Here is a 15,290-nt window from a genome sequence, read left to right as displayed (position 1 = left end):
ACGTGAGCCGCCTCGCCAGCGGCACGTACTTCCTGCGCATGCAGACCGCGGGCCACACCGAAACCCGGCGCGTGACCGTCGTGCGGTAGCGTCATGCGGTAATTTCGCTGGAGCGAAGATGCCCCGATGAAACTCAATGGGACAAGAACGTCCCATCATATTGGGGCGTCTGTACGTGTAGCTGGCACGCCGGGCTGGCTGGGACTTGCACGTTGTGATGCTCATTCGAGAAGGCGTAAGGGGTACGCCTGCAAGGCCGTACTTTGAGCAGGCCACGAAATGCATGTAGTAGCATCCAGGCGAATGTTGGAGGCAGCGCTTCGCCTCCCCCTACGCTCTTCCCGTGTTTTGGAAGGAAGCTGGCTTACGTCCACCGGCGGCGGATGGCATGCGCGATAAGATACGGTAAGGCGCGCAGCACCCGAGTTAGCGGGACCGTACCGGGGTTGAGTTGCTCAAGGGCATTGACGTCTGCCTGGAGTTGCTGTGCCCAGGCGGCCAGCTCTTGAGTGCGGCTGCGCAGGTGGCTATTAACAGCGTCCTGGTTCGAGATGTGCGTCTCCAGGGCTTGTACATCTTCATACAGCGCATCAATTTCAGTGTGAAGATGCACAGCATGCGATGGATGAACCAGAGCAGGAGGCACGGGGGGGATGGTGCGTTTTGGTTCCGGAAAGGCAGCATGAGAAGCCTGTGTCTCGGCAGTCATGTATGCAATCATATTCTGTGCATACCACCACTCAACAGCATCGTCGTGCCAGAAAGGGAGTCGGAGCACGTCCACGGCGACGTAGTCATGTTCAGCAAACAGGCGCGCCCAGTATGCGGGCCACTGCTCATTCTGATGGTCGTGCCCTCCTTGCCGGGGTAGTGCTGCTGAGAACACGACAACCGTCCCGAGTTGTACGAGCGATTCGACCAGGGAGGCAGCATGCGCTTCGGGGAGATGCTCAGCGACCTCCAGGCAGAGAACCAGGTCGTACGTGCGGTTCAGTGTAAGCGGTGTACGCAGGTCGTGGGCAATGAACTCGGACGCTGGAAACTGAAGTACGTCACGGGGCAGCCAGGGGGCATCCAGGCCATGCACGGTCGGCACGCCCTGATCGGTAAAAGCGGCAGCCCAGGCTCCAGCGCCGCATCCGACGTCGATAACCGATTGTGGGGCGAGCCAGTCTACGAGCGTCTGCGCCACAGCGTGCGCTGAGCGGGCCGATCCCGGATGCAGCGTTTCGTAGTAGGTAGCAGGGTATTCGACGTCGTTTGTATAAAGCATGTCTATTGCAGGTAGAGTTTATTGAGACAGCAGCGAGGGCCTATGTTGCCTGTGACGCGGATTTGGCTGGCGCAGGGTGTTCTGCGACGGGGCCAGCTTCCGCGCCAGTTTCTACGCCGGTAAAGGGATGCGCAGGGGAGGCAGCCGGGGTGCGCAGGTAAAAGAGCACCCCAGAGAGGGCACCTCGGATCTCAGCAGCCAAGGTCTGATAGCGTCCCTGGTAGCCATGCAGGGCACCCGCAACAAGGCGGCGTAGATAGTACTTGGGAAGCGATACGAACAGGCGTCGCAGCAGTCCGGGATGACCGTGGCGCTCGTACTGCACCAACAGCGCGGCAGTATGCCCGCGCATGTAGGCTTCGAGCTGGCGGCGCAGGCCGATCGCTGTGGCCCGGTGGGTATGATGTGCCACGGCCATCGGCGTGTAGTGACAGGTCCACCCGTTGGCCAGGAGACGATACCAGAACTCCGAGTCGCCGCTGCATCCGGCAGCGCCTACGTCGAGGCGTTCGTCGAAGCCACCCACGTGCATAAACGCATCGCGCCGGAACGCCATGCTGGCACCGGCCCCAACGTCCCAGACCGGTACGCAGCGCGAGCGATGCGCCTTCATGTATGCCGCATCGAAGCGGCGCGGGAGGTACCCCCGGTGAAAGCCCCAGTGTATCTCAAACAGGTACTGCGACTCGGTGTCTAACGTCGCCGGAAGCACCAGCCCTGTAACAGCCATGACGTCTGGGGCGTCGAACCCCGCACACAGGTAGCGAAGCCACTGTGGATCCACGCGCACATCGTCGTCCGTGAAAGCGATAATCGGCTTCGTGCTGGTACGCACCCCTGTGTTGCGGGCGATATCGAGTCCGGGGCGGGGTTCGTGCACGTACCGCACTCCCGGGCGCGTAGCGACAAGCCGTCGGGTGGCGTCGGTCTGCGGGGCATTATCGACGACGATGACTTCGGCAGGCGCAGGCGTGAGTGCAGCGATAGCATGCAGACATGCCGCAAGGTGCTCGGGGCGGTCGCGCGTACAGATGACGACGGATGCATCGGTCGATGTATAGCGCGGCTTGCTGGTTAGTCGAGACGGGTTTTGCAGTAGATGCTTGATAGCACTGAGCGTATTCGTGTCTATTGTATCTGTATCTATTGTATTTGTATATATTGTATCTGTGGTGCTTCTGAGGTTGGCCGTCTGTTCGTTATAGTGAGCTACGGCGGGAGCAATAGCCGGGTAGGCGTAGGCTCGTAGCATAGCAGGCGACATGGGCAGCGCGGATGATGGAATCAGGCGGTGGCCCAACGGAATGCCGTGTGCCCAGAATACAACATAGGCTCCATCTGACCCAGAGAGACGCGGAAGCGCCTCGGGCGGGTGCTCCATATCAACATGGTGAACAGCAAAAGGTGGGTTCATGACGGATATTCTTGTTTAAGGCGGTTGGCACGGCGCACAGCACGCGGGTAGGCCCCACACAGGCCGCGTAGCGCACCTCGAAGTTCAGCAATCACAAATGAAAGAGGGCGATCTGTACGTCCCCGGGTCGCCCGACTCAGATGCTGGCCAGTGTCGCGGGTCCACCACCACAGCAAGCGTCGGACTTTAGGGCGTGTAGCAGGGTCGGTCTGGTATATCTTAACGAGATAAGCCATCAGGCTGCGTCCCCAGCTGTGTTCGTACTGGTCGCGCAGGGCCTGAAGGGTACGGCGGTGTTCGTGGAAGACAAGCATAGTTGGCTCATAGACCAGCACTCCCCCACCCCGAATAACCCGGTAGAACAGGTCTAAATCGCCTCCGCCCGGCAAGGCTGCTCCGGCATCGAGAGCTTCATCGCATCCGCCTATGCGACGAACGGCATCGCGTCGGAAGACCATGTTGGCGCCGGTGCCCAGAATACCTGTGTTGCATGGATAGATAGGAGCGTGAGGGGCAGGGCCGTAACGGGTCGAGGTAAACCCACGCCGGAATCCGCCACGCTGTTCAAAGAGGACCTGCGCATGCGTTTCGAGCGCATAGGGCATCACCTGCCCGGTAAAGCCATCGGCATCCGGGTTAGCGGCGTGCGCGTGGCACAAGCCCCCCCACCATTCAGCATCAACGATTACGTCATCATCCAGGAAGGCGACCCAGTCTCCCCGGGCTTCTGCAAAAGCCCGGTTACGGGCAGCATTGAGTCCGGGGCGGGATTCCATCACATAATGCACCCCAGCAGTTTGGGCAGCTGTGCGGGTGCGGTTGTCCGGCGGGGCGTTATCAACGACGAGCACTTCAGCGGGGCCGTCTTCCGGAACGTGTTGCTGTATGCTTGCGAGGCAGCGGGTAAGTCGCTCGGGCCGGTTATGGGTACAGATGACAACAGATACGGCAGGAGGGGAGGCCTGTGGAGGCGGCGATTCGAAATGCAGTTGCGCTTCGGTAAGGGCATATCGGCTCTGCGTGTAGATGCGCCTGGCCAGCTCGCGGGCAGAGATGGTTGTGCCAGGATCGCATGGCTCGATCCAGAAATCGACGGGACGTCCTTTCCATCGAATCAGGGCAGCCCACCCTGTCTGGTCGTCGCGAAGGTGGAGCGAGGGCAGCGGTTCGGCGGCGTCGATGGCGGTAAGCAGATAAGACATACGAGTGCGATTGGTTAAACGCGATTGGTTAAACTATGAGGCTGATGACGTAGAGGTGGCAGGAGACTTGGCTGCAGATGTAGAGCATGTGGCACCGGGTGACTGCCCCCCGTACAGATCGGCAACCAGCCCCGGGGTGTTCAGCAACGTATCGAGGGAACCGCACGCCCCCAGCTCGCCGTCGTGGAGCGTTATAACGTGATCGGCGTGCATGATGCTGGAAAGACGATGCGCGACGACCAGTATGGTGCGGTTCCGGTTGCTCTCTGCCAGTGTGCGCTGAATGGCCGCATCTGAGCGTCCATCTACAGCACTCGTTGCTTCGTCCAGGATGAGCAGGTCGGCGTCGCGGAGTAACGCGCGGGCCAGAGCAATGCGCTGTCGTTGTCCGCCTGAGAGGCGGGCGCCCTGGTCGCCGACGCGTGTTTCGTAGCCGCGGGGGAGTGCTTCAATAAATGCGTGCGCTTGTGCCTCGCGGGCAGCCTGTTTGATAGCCTGAAGCGAGGCATCGGGCTTTCCGTAGGCGATATTGGCCCGAACGGTATCATTGAATACGTGGGTATTCTGGCTGACGACACCGATGTGTGCACGCCATGCTTCCACCTTAAATGCTGTAAGCGGCTGGCTATCCACGTATATGGTCCCCTGAGTAGGATCGTAGAGCCGTAGGAGCAGCTTAATAAGCGTAGACTTCCCCGATCCCGAGGGGCCCACAAGTGCTGTGGTCTTACCGACGGGGCATGAAAACGAGACATTGTTGAGTGCCGGAGCATCGCCTGGGGTGTACTGGAAGGTCACATTTTCAAGCCGAAGCTCGTTTTGCAGAGCGGTGGGGGTTTCGGTGCCGTTGGGGAGGTACGGCTTATCCGCCCGGTTGAGCACGCTGGCTACGGCCTCCACTCCGCCTGCCTGTGCGGCAAGGGCAACGCGGGTGCCATCCAGATCGCGGATACGCGGTTTCAGGCGGTAAAGGGCCAGCACGAACACCAGCGCTGCAGACAGCGATGCCGACGAGTAGAGGAGTCCGACCAGAATCAGCACAAGCAGCGCCATCGCCACCATCTCATAGATGGGCGTGATCAGCCCGCCCCAGATGCTGCTCCAGAGTCCGATGCGGCTGACGCGCTTCGATGCCCGGTTGAAGCGCTCCTGCTCGTGGCGGGTCTGCCCGAAGGTGCGGATGACCTCCATGCCCCCGAACGTTTCAAGCAGCCGACGGGTGAGCCCAACGTTAGCACGCGTTGCGGCCCGGCCCAGCCGTTCGACCCGGGTGCGCAGCCCCCGAGTAGCGAACATAACACCGCCCAGGCACACGGCCGCTATGATTGTGAGGGGCCATGAAATGAGCAAGAGCAGCGCGATGTACACGCATAGAGCGCTGATCGTGATGACCAGATAGACGACCAACGCGACAGCCTGTACCAGGCGCCAGCTTTCGTTGGCGACGGTGTTGTAGAGACGATCGTGGTCGTTAGACTCCCAGAAGCGATAGCCGACCTGCACAAGCTGGTCGAACAATGTAGCGCGCACGTGATGACCCAGGCGGGCTTCAAGGAGCCCGTATAACACGTCGCGTATGTAAGCTAGGGCGGTACGTACAAAGATGGCTGCTACGATACCACCTGTTAGCAGAAGCATCCGCTCGTTGGGAGAGCGGTCGCTGAAAAGAGAGGCCGCCGCATCAATAAACCAGGTTCCTGTTTCAGGAGGGGTATCGGCCTCCACGCTATGCAACAGTGGAATAAACAGGCCCAGCCCAATGCCTTCGGCCAGTGTGGCAAGCACGCCTGTAACGATCGTAGCCGCAACGATCCACGGATGTCGCTTGAGCAGCGGACGTACGGTTTGCATGGTGTGCAGAGCAGCAGAAGACATATAAAGTACTATGCGTGAATTGCTATGCGTGAACTGCTATGAGGAAATAGGAGATTGAGAGACGTACGAGGAGGAAGCGTCAACCGCCTGGTTCCAGCGCTGCATTCGGATGCGGTCGTATGGCTTGTATGGCTTCCACGACCACGACTCGACGGCATCGTTGAGCGTGGGGTAGGCTTCGGGAGGCAGAACAAGCGGAGGTGCCTTACGCCGGGTACGGCGCCGAAAGCGCTCCCAGTCATGCTGTGTCGGCCATACGTGGCGTGTAACGGGACGTGCAGCCTTCCGGAGTGCGCTTTTGAAGATCTTCTTTAGCGAAGTGGTGCACAGCGCTGCAGGAGGGTCGGTGCGAATAGAGGCACAAAGCAGGCGAATAGCAGAACTCAAAGCGCCCTGGTTGTAGCACAGCGTTCCCAGATACATCATAAAGTTGCTGCGTGACCAGCGATATACTTCGTCGGGCACTTCGGGGTGACGGGCCCGAAGCGGCGCAAGAATCCGGTCGTAGGAGCGAAGCATCCGGTCTACGCGGTTTGACATGCTCTGCGACACAGACCGGTAGCCGGTAAGGTAGCTGGCAACCAGGCAGAAGGGCGCGCGCTCAGCTACGCGAAGCGTGAGGTCCCAGTCCTCGCAGCCTTCGGCGCCGTCGGCGCGATAGCTGACGTATCCACCGGCTGCTTCAAGAGCATCGCGCCGGTAGACCGGGACGCTGGCGTTTCCGACAAAGTTGACGCACAGCAGAGCCTGAAATACGTCGCCGTACAGTCCCCACCGGTCTGATTGTCCGATGACGCGCCCGGCTTCATCTAACGAAACCCACCATGAATAGGCGAGTCCAGCCTCGGGATGCTTACGAAGCTGGGCTACATGGCGGGCAATTTTTTGCGGAGCCCACAGGTCGTCTGCATCAAGCGGGGCGATGAGCGAGGCTTGCGTGGCTGCAATGGCCCGGTTACGCGCGGCCGCAACGCCCTGGTTGGGCTGCCGAAGCATTCGCACTCGCGCATCCTGGCATGCATGATAACCCACACGCTCGGCGGTAGCATCGGTCGATCCGTCGTCAACTACAACAATATCGAGTGCAGTGTAGGTCTGGGCACGTGCTGAGGCCAGGGCTGCATCAATGTGCGCTTCTGCATTATAAGCGGGGATAATAACACCAACGACAGGTTGCTTAATCATGAAGAGATGGTGTGGTTGGGTCACGTGCAGGTAAGGGATTGTGCGTCGAACTTCTATACTGCCTTTAATACTTTAAGGGAATAAACTTCTATACTCTGATGTGATCAAAAGCATAACAAGACTCTTTGCTATGTAGCAGGCGTAACTGGTGAACCAGGCGGGTTCCTCAGGAGGCTATTCGTCTGACTTTCCGGCGAACGTGTCGCCTCTCAACGGATTGCAAAGTGGAGAGGTACTGCGTTTTTTGTCGCTAATGAGAAGGGACAAGGCGTGCTGTTTTGGGCTGCAATGTCGCAAACGTGCACTACGATACGCCTGCAAGGCCGTACTTTGGGCAGGCCGCGAAATGCGTGTAGCAGCATCCAGGCCAATGTTGAAGGCAGCGCTTCGCCTCCCTCTGTACGTGTTTGATACGTGTTGCGGGCAATACTCCATGCAAACCGGCTGAAATCCAGGCTACGTAGGGGCCTGGGCCTGGCTCGGTACTGGAACCTGTGGATGCGATGTGGTATCATGGCATCGGTGCGCGCTGGCACCCGTTCATCTGTTCGTTTCACGCTTAGCCCCGCTTTTCATGGCTGACGACGCCGCCCCAACCGAAGCTCCTATCGAAGACTATGTTCGCATTGATGCCCTGCCTAACCACGACGGTGAGTCCGTCACGCTGAAGGGCTGGCTCCACAACAAACGCGGCTCCAAGAGTCTGTATTTCCTGATCCTGCGCGATGGGTCGGGCTACGTGCAGTGCGTGGTAAGCGAGGGGGATGTGGACGAGCAAAGCTGGACCGCGGCAGACGACGCGAGCCAGGAAACTGCGCTCGCCATTACGGGCACGGTGTCGGCCGATGACCGGGCCCCGGGTGGCTATGAGATGCAGGTGGATGCGATAGAGACCGTCGGTGCCTCGGGTGGCTATCCGATCACGCCAAAAGAACACGGCATCGACTTCCTGATGAACCGCCGCCATCTGTGGCTGCGCAGCGAGTCGCAGTGGGCTGTGCTGCGGGTACGCAACCGCGTGCAGAAGGCCATGCATGACTTCTTTCAAGACCGCGGGTTCATCCGCACCGATGCGCCGGTGCTGACGGGCAACGCGGTGGAGGGCACCTCGACGCTCTTCGAGCTGGACTATTTCGACGACGAGTCGGCCTACCTCACGCAGAGCGGGCAGCTGCACGGCGAGGCGATGGCGATGGCGTTCGGCAAAATCTACACGTTTGGGCCGACCTTCCGCGCTGAGAAGTCGAAGACGCGTCGGCATCTCACAGAGTTCTGGATGATCGAGCCGGAGATGGCGTTCTACGACCTGGATATGAACATGACGCTGGCCGAGCGCTTCGTGACGCATGTCGTGCAGGATGTGCTGACCCACTGCGAGCGTGAGCTGGAGACGCTGGAGCGCGACACGACGGCGCTGCAGCACGTGCAGACGCCCTTCCCGCGCATCAGCTATGATGAAGCAGTGGAGCTTTTGCGGAGCGCGTCGACCGCAGAGCTGATCGACGCACGCATCGAAGGGCTGCACGAGGAGCAAGCGGAGCTCGAAACAGAACGCGAGGAAAATCAGAAGCGGCGCGGCCAAGCGAAAAAGCACATCAAACGCCAGATCGACGCACGCGAGATTGAGATCAACAAGCGCATCAACGAAATTGAAGAGGCGCTGCGCAACCTGCCCGACTGGAAGGAGTCGGCGCAGACCTTTGAGTGGGGCTCAGACTTCGGTGGGAGCGACGAAACGGTGCTGACATGGCACTTTGACCGTCCGATTATCGTGCATCGCTTTCCGGCGAAGATCAAGGCCTTCTACATGAAACGCGATCCGCATGACGACCGGCTGGCGCTGGGTATGGATGTGCTGGCGCCCGAGGGCTATGGGGAGATCGTAGGCGGCGGCGAGCGAGCCACCGACCTGGACTTCCTGCAAGAGCAGATTGAGGCCCACGGGCTGCCTGAAGAGGCGTTCGACTGGTACCTGGACCTGCGCAAATTTGGCGCGGTGCCGCACAGCGGGTTTGGGCTGGGGCTGGAGCGCGTGGTGTCGTGGATCTGCGGCCGCGAGCATGTGCGCGAGGCGATTCCGTTTCCGCGTACAATCGGGCGGTTGCATCCGTAGGCGATTGGGGATTTCGGAGTTGTTCGGGAGGAGCATGGCCTTCCCAAATCCAAAATCACCAATCCACAATGTGACATTCGAGGGGGTATTTGATATTTCGTGCATCCGGGATTGGGGCTGCGAAACGGTGCCAAATGATGACGCATTTCCCTGAGTCGCTTACGTTCATTTTCACAAACTATCGAGACGTTACCTCTTTTAGACAGCACAATTCAGAACAAAACAATGTCCTGTAGAAGCAACCATATTACTTTATATGTCTGATTTTGCTTCCGATAGGTTAATTCCTCTCACTTCAACTTCGATTTCCTCTTGGTTGGGTATTGTGCTGGTTGCCACCGCAGTTCTTCTTGTCGGTGTAACGGGCTGCGACACCGCCGACAGCAACGACTCAGACGAAGAAGACCTTCCGCCTGAAACCCTGATCTTGAACGTAGATGGTGAGGAGACCGAACTAAATGCGTTTTTTAGTGCTGATGTCGATCCCCAGATTGAAGAGGAGGTCTTTTTTATATACTTTACGGAGGACGATACAGTCGAATTTGATGAGTTTCAGAGAACGGCAGGTTTGTTCTCGCGCCTTGGCGAGCGCCCCGGCATCGGTACGTACGCCGTAACCAATATAGAAGAGGATGCCATTTTTGGTACAGAAGACGATTTTAGGGAGACCTCGCAGTTCGGATTTGCCTTCTGGAAAAATGCAATCCCGCTTCCTCCCGATAGCCTGCTGGCATCAAACAGCGGAGAAGTTACACTCCGTACCTCCGATGAAGACCGGGTAACGGGCTCTTTTGAGATTGATGCGACTCGGACTACCTTCGATGAGCAGGGGGAGTTGGATGACCAGGAAGACGTATCCGTAGAAGGAGCGTTTCACGCGGTCCGGATCGAGCTCCCTGCTGTAGATCAGTAATCACTTTCCGTAGGCAGTTCAACGCCACCTCTCTGTATGCGCTGGCCGGACCCCGTATCGATATTCTGGTAGGGGGGGAAGCAGGCGTCTATTCGTTTTCAGAGGGTGACATTGAAAGCGAGATTGCAGACCTCTACGATTCTATAGCGGCGGGCGGCACGCTGGGGGCGGCATCTCTACACGCATGCTGCCTGTGCTGCTGTTCGTGGAGGGGCGCTACGACATCGACGTCACGGACTCGTTTCCAGCCGATGCCCCCCGTGAGGTGCGTAACAACGCGTTTGCCCTGGTCACGGGTGTCACTTTCTAACAGAAGCCCCCTCACCTGACCGCCATCTCAATCCAGCAAGACCCATCTATGAACCGCTTACTTCCCCTTCTGCTGCTGGGCGTTCTTGTTGTGCTTGGCGGATGCGACACGACAAACGAGTGTGGCCCGTTCAAGAGCGAGATCCGAACGACGGGCTTTTCCGGCGCCGCGTTCAAGGTAGACCCGGATGCTACGTTTGAATTCGAGTTCGACCTGGATGAGATTGAAGACGATACGCTGGCGGCTGGCGAGCTGGGGCTTCGCCTCCAATTGGAGGGCGAGCTGTACGCCGCCGCGTCTCCCGAACCCCGAGCGGTTCAGTCGATCCAGCTGATTCCTGCCGCGCGCGCCTGCTCGCCACCGATTCCGGAGTACGACGCCATGATCCAAGATATCCGGATCTACAGCGATACAGATTTCGGGGACGCCTATCCGGCCGGCGAGAATCTTGCTGGCCTGTTCGACATCGCTGGGCGCCGAAACGGGCCCGGAATGCCCTACGAGCGGCAATCCCTGATCGACTTCCTGGAACGTACGCCCCGTCCGGTTGACGTGCTTCTTTTTATCCTCAACGACGCTCCGCTGGCGCCAACCACCATGCAGTTCACTGTAGAGTACGAGCAAGAGGGGGAGGGACTGGAGGCGTATGCCTTTACGACCGATTCCGTAGTCGTCGGCGAGCGGTAGGCTGCAGCAGTCAGCCAGGAAATGCACCAGGAAACACGCCGGGATGGATAGCAATAGTGCATGATGAAGTTACAATGAGATAGCTGTCATGCAGTATATTTCGTGCATAACACCTGTCGTCTTATGGGTTATTGCTGTGCGAACTCATCCTCCTTCCACGCATCACACCTTTCCTATTGGTACGCTGCGGCGGGGGCATTGCTTGCGTTTGTTCTCGCATCCGGCTGCACCACAACCGATACGGTGCGTCTTGCCGACGCGGATGAGCGAGAGGGGCTGAATGCATCGCTTGATGCAGACGATGATGTCGTACTCTCGTTTGCGGACGGTGGCGAGATTGAGGCACAGCGTGTTCATATCCGTCCCGACTCCATCACGCTCTACAACACAGCAACGGAGCAGAATGAAGCGTATGCAACCGAAGCACTCCGCGAGGTCGAGGTGCAATCGGGGGTCAACACGGGCATGCTCATTGGGTTCGGAAGCACCATTGTGGGGGGAGCCCTTCTCGTCTCCGCAGATCAGTCTGATGATATTGGTACCTCAATAGGAAGAGGTGCCCTCGGCGTTGTGCTTGGCGGGGCAGGAATTGTTGTGGCGGTAGTGAGCACCGCGGTTGCCTCGTCCAACGAGCGGTATGAAATCGAGACGTCGGACGCAGAGAGCCTGGATGCTTCAGAACGGTAGCATCATTGTGCCGCCCGGTACCGCTTTTCGTGAAGGAACGGTGTAGACGTGAAGAAGACTGCACTCAGGAAGTGCTTACACCTCACGGATGAGGAATCACTTTTCAGCAGGTGGGATTCGAGCGCGCACAACACGTCTGCCAGGCTTGCAGCCCAAGATAAGAAACCCAAACAGGCTCGTGAGGCTGGCGGATACGCTGTGTGCTCTCATCAATCTACGAGCCACCCATGGAATCATCAGAAACACCTGCTCCGTCGCGCACACGACACATCGCACTGGTCGCCCACGACAACCGGAAGAGCGATCTTCTGGACTGGGTCGACTACAACAGCGATGTGCTTCGCCAGCACGACCTGTACGCGACCGGTACCACCGGGCGCATCCTCGAAGACAAACTGGGACTGTCGATCAACAAGCTGCAGAGCGGTCCGCTTGGAGGCGACCAGCAGATTGGGGCCCTCATCACGTCGGGCACGATCGACTTCATGATCTTCTTCTGGGATCCGCTACAACAGCAGCCCCACGACCCGGATGTGAAGGCGCTGCTCCGCATTGCGGTGGTGTGGAATATCCCCATCGCATGCAACCGGACCTCAGCCGACTTTATCATCTCCTCGCCGCTGATGAACGCGTCGTACGAGAACAAGCGTCCGGACTATGACACCCACCTTAACCGCCAGGTCGCTTCGGAGGTGGCCGGTGAGATCGAAGAAGGAGGCTGATTCGAAGCTGCGCGACCTGACCTTCGCTGCGGGCTACTATTGCGAAGGCTAATATCGTGCGGGCGTACCCGGCATCGGGGTCGAGGCTTCGATGAACTCGCGGATATGCTCGTTCGAAGTCTCCAGGTCCTCGTCGCGCAGATACATCATGTGCCCGCTCTCGTACCCCTCAAACCGCATCCGTTCGCCCAGGCGCCCGCTCGGATCCATATTCCAGAGCACGTACTTGGCCGAAAAGTAGTCCGTAGCGCCGTCGAAGTAGCCCGCCTGCACCATCACGTGCATGAACGGATTCTGCGCCATGGCCTGCCGCAGGTCTTCGCCAACGTCATGGTCGCCCTGCCCATCCCACGGACGCACCGGCCCGAAGACGTTGTACTGCAGGTCGGTCTCGAAGCCCAGTTCTTCGCGCAGGTACTCGTTGATGGCGGGCGTAAACGCATGATTCCAGGAGATAAGCTCGGGCGGGTAGTCGTAGCGCTCGCCTGCGTTTTTGCGGTCGAGCCCCTTGTAGCGCGAGTCCAGGCGTCCGATCGTGTAGCCCTCGTCACGCAGCAGCTCTTTCCAGAAGTAGGAGGCCGGCATTGCGAGGTTGTGGTTGAGGATGGTCTGAGTCGACACGCCCGCGTAGCGCGCCACCTCTTCGGCCACCTGCTGCCGCCGCTCCGCGTCCAACATACCGCCCCGCGAGAGCGCCGGTATGAACACATCAAGCGTATAGTCCTCCACCTCTTCCAGCAGATCCAACAGGTCGCGCTGCTGCAGCTCCGCATCCAACTGCTCATGATACCAGGCCGCAGCAGTGTAGTAGGGCAGCTTCAGCGCCTCGGAGCGTGGCGACGGGCCGGGCGGACGCATGCCGAGTCCGGTGGGCGATACCAGGATGACGCCGTTCAGGTACATCCAGTGGCGGTTCTGCAGGGCGCCTGCCAGGCCGGCTACGCGCGTGCTGCCGTAGCTCTCGCCAATCAGGTACTTCGGCGAGGTCCACCGCCCCTGGCGCGACACAAACACGTCGAGCCAGTCGGCCAGGTACGACACATCGGCCCGCACGCCGAAGAACTGGTCGCGTTCGACCTCGTCATCCAGGATGCGCGAAAAGCCTGTGTTCACCGGGTTTACGTAGACAATGTCGGCCACGTCAATGATCGAGTGCGGGTTGTCCTTTACGCCGTACGGCTGAATCGGATAGCCCTCGTCGTCGATCTCCAGCAGCCGCGGGCCCGTGTAGCCCAGGTGCATCCAGAGCGAGCCGGAGCCGGGGCCGCCGTTAAATGAGATCATGAGCGGACGCTCCGAGCGGTCGTCTACGTCGCTGCGCTCGTAGTAGGTGTAGTGCAGCGATGCCATCGCGTGCCCGTCGTCGTGGTAGACCGGCTGCGTGCCGGTGGTTACCTCGTACGGAATCTCAGTGCCCTTTACGGTCACCGCGTCGCTCTGCGTAATCGTCGTGTCAACCGGAAGCGATCGCTCCTGCGCCTGCACATTCATGGTTAGCAGAAGCGCCACGCATCCCACCAGCCACGCTACCATACCCGACGTTATCGTATCCCTTCGCATCATGATGCCTGCATTGGTTGGTCCAAGAAAACACGCCCAAAGATACCGCGCCGGCAACGCAGATGCAACGCCTATGCCACGAGCAGCACGCGCGTGTTATCGGTTGATATGGATACCCATCTGCTTGATATACCATCGCGAGCGGCGCTTACTCTTGCCCGCAAACCAAAACCCAAACAGGTTCTGAAGGAAAGCGAAGCGCTCGCGCTCCCTTCACCACCCATCGCAAGCGTTGGGCGGATGCATTCGTGGTCGGAGGTTTGTATCTTGCAGGCGAACCGCTGTATCCTCCACGCAAATGTATTCGCTATGTCGATTGCTTCGCCCCGCATCCCCTTTTTGGGCATGCTCCTTCTTCTCGTTGTAAGCATGAGCCCCGCTCTGTCGCAGGAGCGCGGCCTGCAGCCCGGCGACTACTACCAGTTCCAGATGAGCAGCAACGCGCAGATCGCGCCCGATGGCGAGCGCGTCGTATTCGTGCGCACCACCGTAGCCGACGACCGCCGCAGCCGCGAGTCCAGCCTGTGGATCGTGCCGACCGATGGCTCTGAGGCGCCGCGCCGCTTCACGCAAGAGACGTCGGATCGGAGTCCGCAGTGGTCGCCAAGCGGCAATCGAATCGCCTTTCTGAGTAGCCGCGACGAGCGTTCGCAGCTGTACACGATCCGCACCGATGGCGGGGAAGCCGAAGCTGTTACCGAGCTCAAGCAAGGCAGCATTAGCGCATACGAATGGCTGCCTGATGGCGACCAGATCCTGCTTACGCTCTCTATCGACCCGGCGGTCGACGACCCAACCAAAGAGGCCGATGCGCCCGAGGGGCCGCGTCCCGACACCACGGTGGCGCGCGAAGCAGCATATCGCACCGGACCCGGTAGCTACCTTGGTGCCGAACGGCGCACGCTCTGGCTGCTCTCGCTCGACGATGGCGCGCTTACCGCGCTCGTGGGCGATGCCGACTACCACGTGCACAACGCCACCGTATCCCCGGATGGCGAAACCGTGGCGTTCAACGCCGACATGACGGGCGAGGAGTTCGACGCCGGCTACAACCAGGACATCCACCTGCTCTCGCTCTCCGACGGCGACGTGCAGACGCTCGACACCCCCGAGCGCCGCGCCCAGAATCCGGTGTTTGCGCCCGACGGCGAGCACCTGCTCTACCACCACAGCGCCGACCGCTACGAACCGACCGAGCTGCACCGTATTCCGGTAGCAGGCGGCACGCCCGAGGTCGTACACGACGGCATGGCGCTCACCACCTCCAGCGTGCAGTGGCCCGAAGGCCACGACCAGCCGTTCTTCGGCGCTGACTACCGGGGTTCGCGTCCGATCTTCCAGCTTGGCGA

At 59.6% G+C, this 15,290-nt stretch carries 12 protein-coding genes and 1 pseudogene; 7 read left to right on the top strand and 6 right to left on the bottom strand.

The genetic code is table 11. From position 1 onward, the window contains the following. Window positions 1-364: 364 nt before the first annotated feature. The 5 genes from PPP56_RS02765 to PPP56_RS02745 are packed head-to-tail and all read right to left on the bottom strand — an operon-like array spanning window position 365 to window position 6,949. A complete protein-coding gene (locus tag PPP56_RS02765; protein ID WP_353562505.1) occupies window positions 365-1,273 on the bottom strand; it encodes a methyltransferase domain-containing protein in 909 nt (302 codons plus the stop codon). A gap of 40 nt (window positions 1,274-1,313) precedes the next feature. Beyond that, window positions 1,314-2,687 carry a glycosyltransferase family 2 protein gene (locus tag PPP56_RS02760; RefSeq protein ID WP_353562504.1) on the bottom strand — a complete coding sequence of 458 codons (1,374 nt, stop codon included), beginning with the start codon at window positions 2,685-2,687 and terminating at the stop codon, window positions 1,314-1,316. Next, the gene (locus PPP56_RS02755; protein WP_353562503.1) at window positions 2,684-3,889 is read right to left on the bottom strand and encodes a glycosyltransferase family 2 protein; all 1,206 of its coding nucleotides are present in this window, start codon (window positions 3,887-3,889) and stop codon (window positions 2,684-2,686) included. Before PPP56_RS02755 ends, PPP56_RS02760 begins: the two co-directional genes overlap by 4 nt. A 33-nt stretch (window positions 3,890-3,922) precedes the next feature. Next, window positions 3,923-5,764 carry an ABC transporter ATP-binding protein gene (locus tag PPP56_RS02750; protein WP_353562502.1) on the bottom strand — a complete coding sequence of 614 codons (1,842 nt, stop codon included), beginning with the start codon at window positions 5,762-5,764 and terminating at the stop codon, window positions 3,923-3,925. A 36-nt stretch (window positions 5,765-5,800) separates the two neighbouring features. Next, window positions 5,801-6,949, bottom strand: coding sequence for a glycosyltransferase family 2 protein (locus tag PPP56_RS02745; RefSeq protein ID WP_353562501.1), 1,149 nt, complete (start codon window positions 6,947-6,949; stop codon window positions 5,801-5,803). A 574-nt stretch (window positions 6,950-7,523) separates the two neighbouring features. Between PPP56_RS02745 and PPP56_RS02740 the strand changes: the two genes are divergently transcribed. The 6 genes from PPP56_RS02740 to PPP56_RS02715 all read left to right on the top strand — a co-directional run bounded on the left by PPP56_RS02740 (window position 7,524) and on the right by PPP56_RS02715 (window position 12,381). Next, on the top strand, window positions 7,524-9,062 hold the full coding sequence (locus PPP56_RS02740; protein WP_353562500.1) for an amino acid--tRNA ligase-related protein: 1,539 nt from the start codon (window positions 7,524-7,526) through the stop codon (window positions 9,060-9,062). A gap of 256 nt (window positions 9,063-9,318) precedes the next feature. Then, window positions 9,319-9,975, top strand: coding sequence for a hypothetical protein (locus PPP56_RS02735; RefSeq protein ID WP_353562499.1), 657 nt, complete (start codon window positions 9,319-9,321; stop codon window positions 9,973-9,975). Between the two features lie 184 nt (window positions 9,976-10,159). Continuing rightward, window positions 10,160-10,285: a hypothetical protein gene (locus PPP56_RS02730; protein WP_353562498.1), complete on the top strand. Its 126-nt coding sequence runs from the start codon at window positions 10,160-10,162 to the stop codon at window positions 10,283-10,285. Between the two features lie 48 nt (window positions 10,286-10,333). Further along, window positions 10,334-10,972, top strand: coding sequence for a hypothetical protein (locus PPP56_RS02725; protein WP_353562497.1), 639 nt, complete (start codon window positions 10,334-10,336; stop codon window positions 10,970-10,972). A gap of 198 nt (window positions 10,973-11,170) precedes the next feature. Then, window positions 11,171-11,659, top strand: coding sequence for a hypothetical protein (locus PPP56_RS02720; RefSeq protein WP_353562496.1), 489 nt, complete (start codon window positions 11,171-11,173; stop codon window positions 11,657-11,659). Between the two features lie 227 nt (window positions 11,660-11,886). Next, entirely contained in the window at window positions 11,887-12,381 is a 495-nt protein-coding gene (locus PPP56_RS02715; RefSeq protein WP_353562495.1) for a methylglyoxal synthase, read from the top strand. A gap of 48 nt (window positions 12,382-12,429) precedes the next feature. Here the strand turns inward: PPP56_RS02715 and PPP56_RS02710 are convergent, their stop codons facing one another. Then, a complete protein-coding gene (locus PPP56_RS02710) occupies window positions 12,430-13,941 on the bottom strand; it encodes a S10 family peptidase (RefSeq protein ID WP_502912542.1) in 1,512 nt (503 codons plus the stop codon). A 309-nt stretch (window positions 13,942-14,250) separates the two neighbouring features. Here PPP56_RS02710 and PPP56_RS02705 point away from each other — a divergent pair. Next, window positions 14,251-15,290, top strand: a pseudogene (locus PPP56_RS02705) (S9 family peptidase); the annotation flags it as partial.

The organism is Longimonas sp. (assembly GCF_040409695.1).
Classification (GTDB): domain Bacteria; phylum Bacteroidota; class Rhodothermia; order Rhodothermales; family Salinibacteraceae; genus Longimonas.
This window is presented reverse-complemented; position numbering and strand designations above follow the sequence as displayed.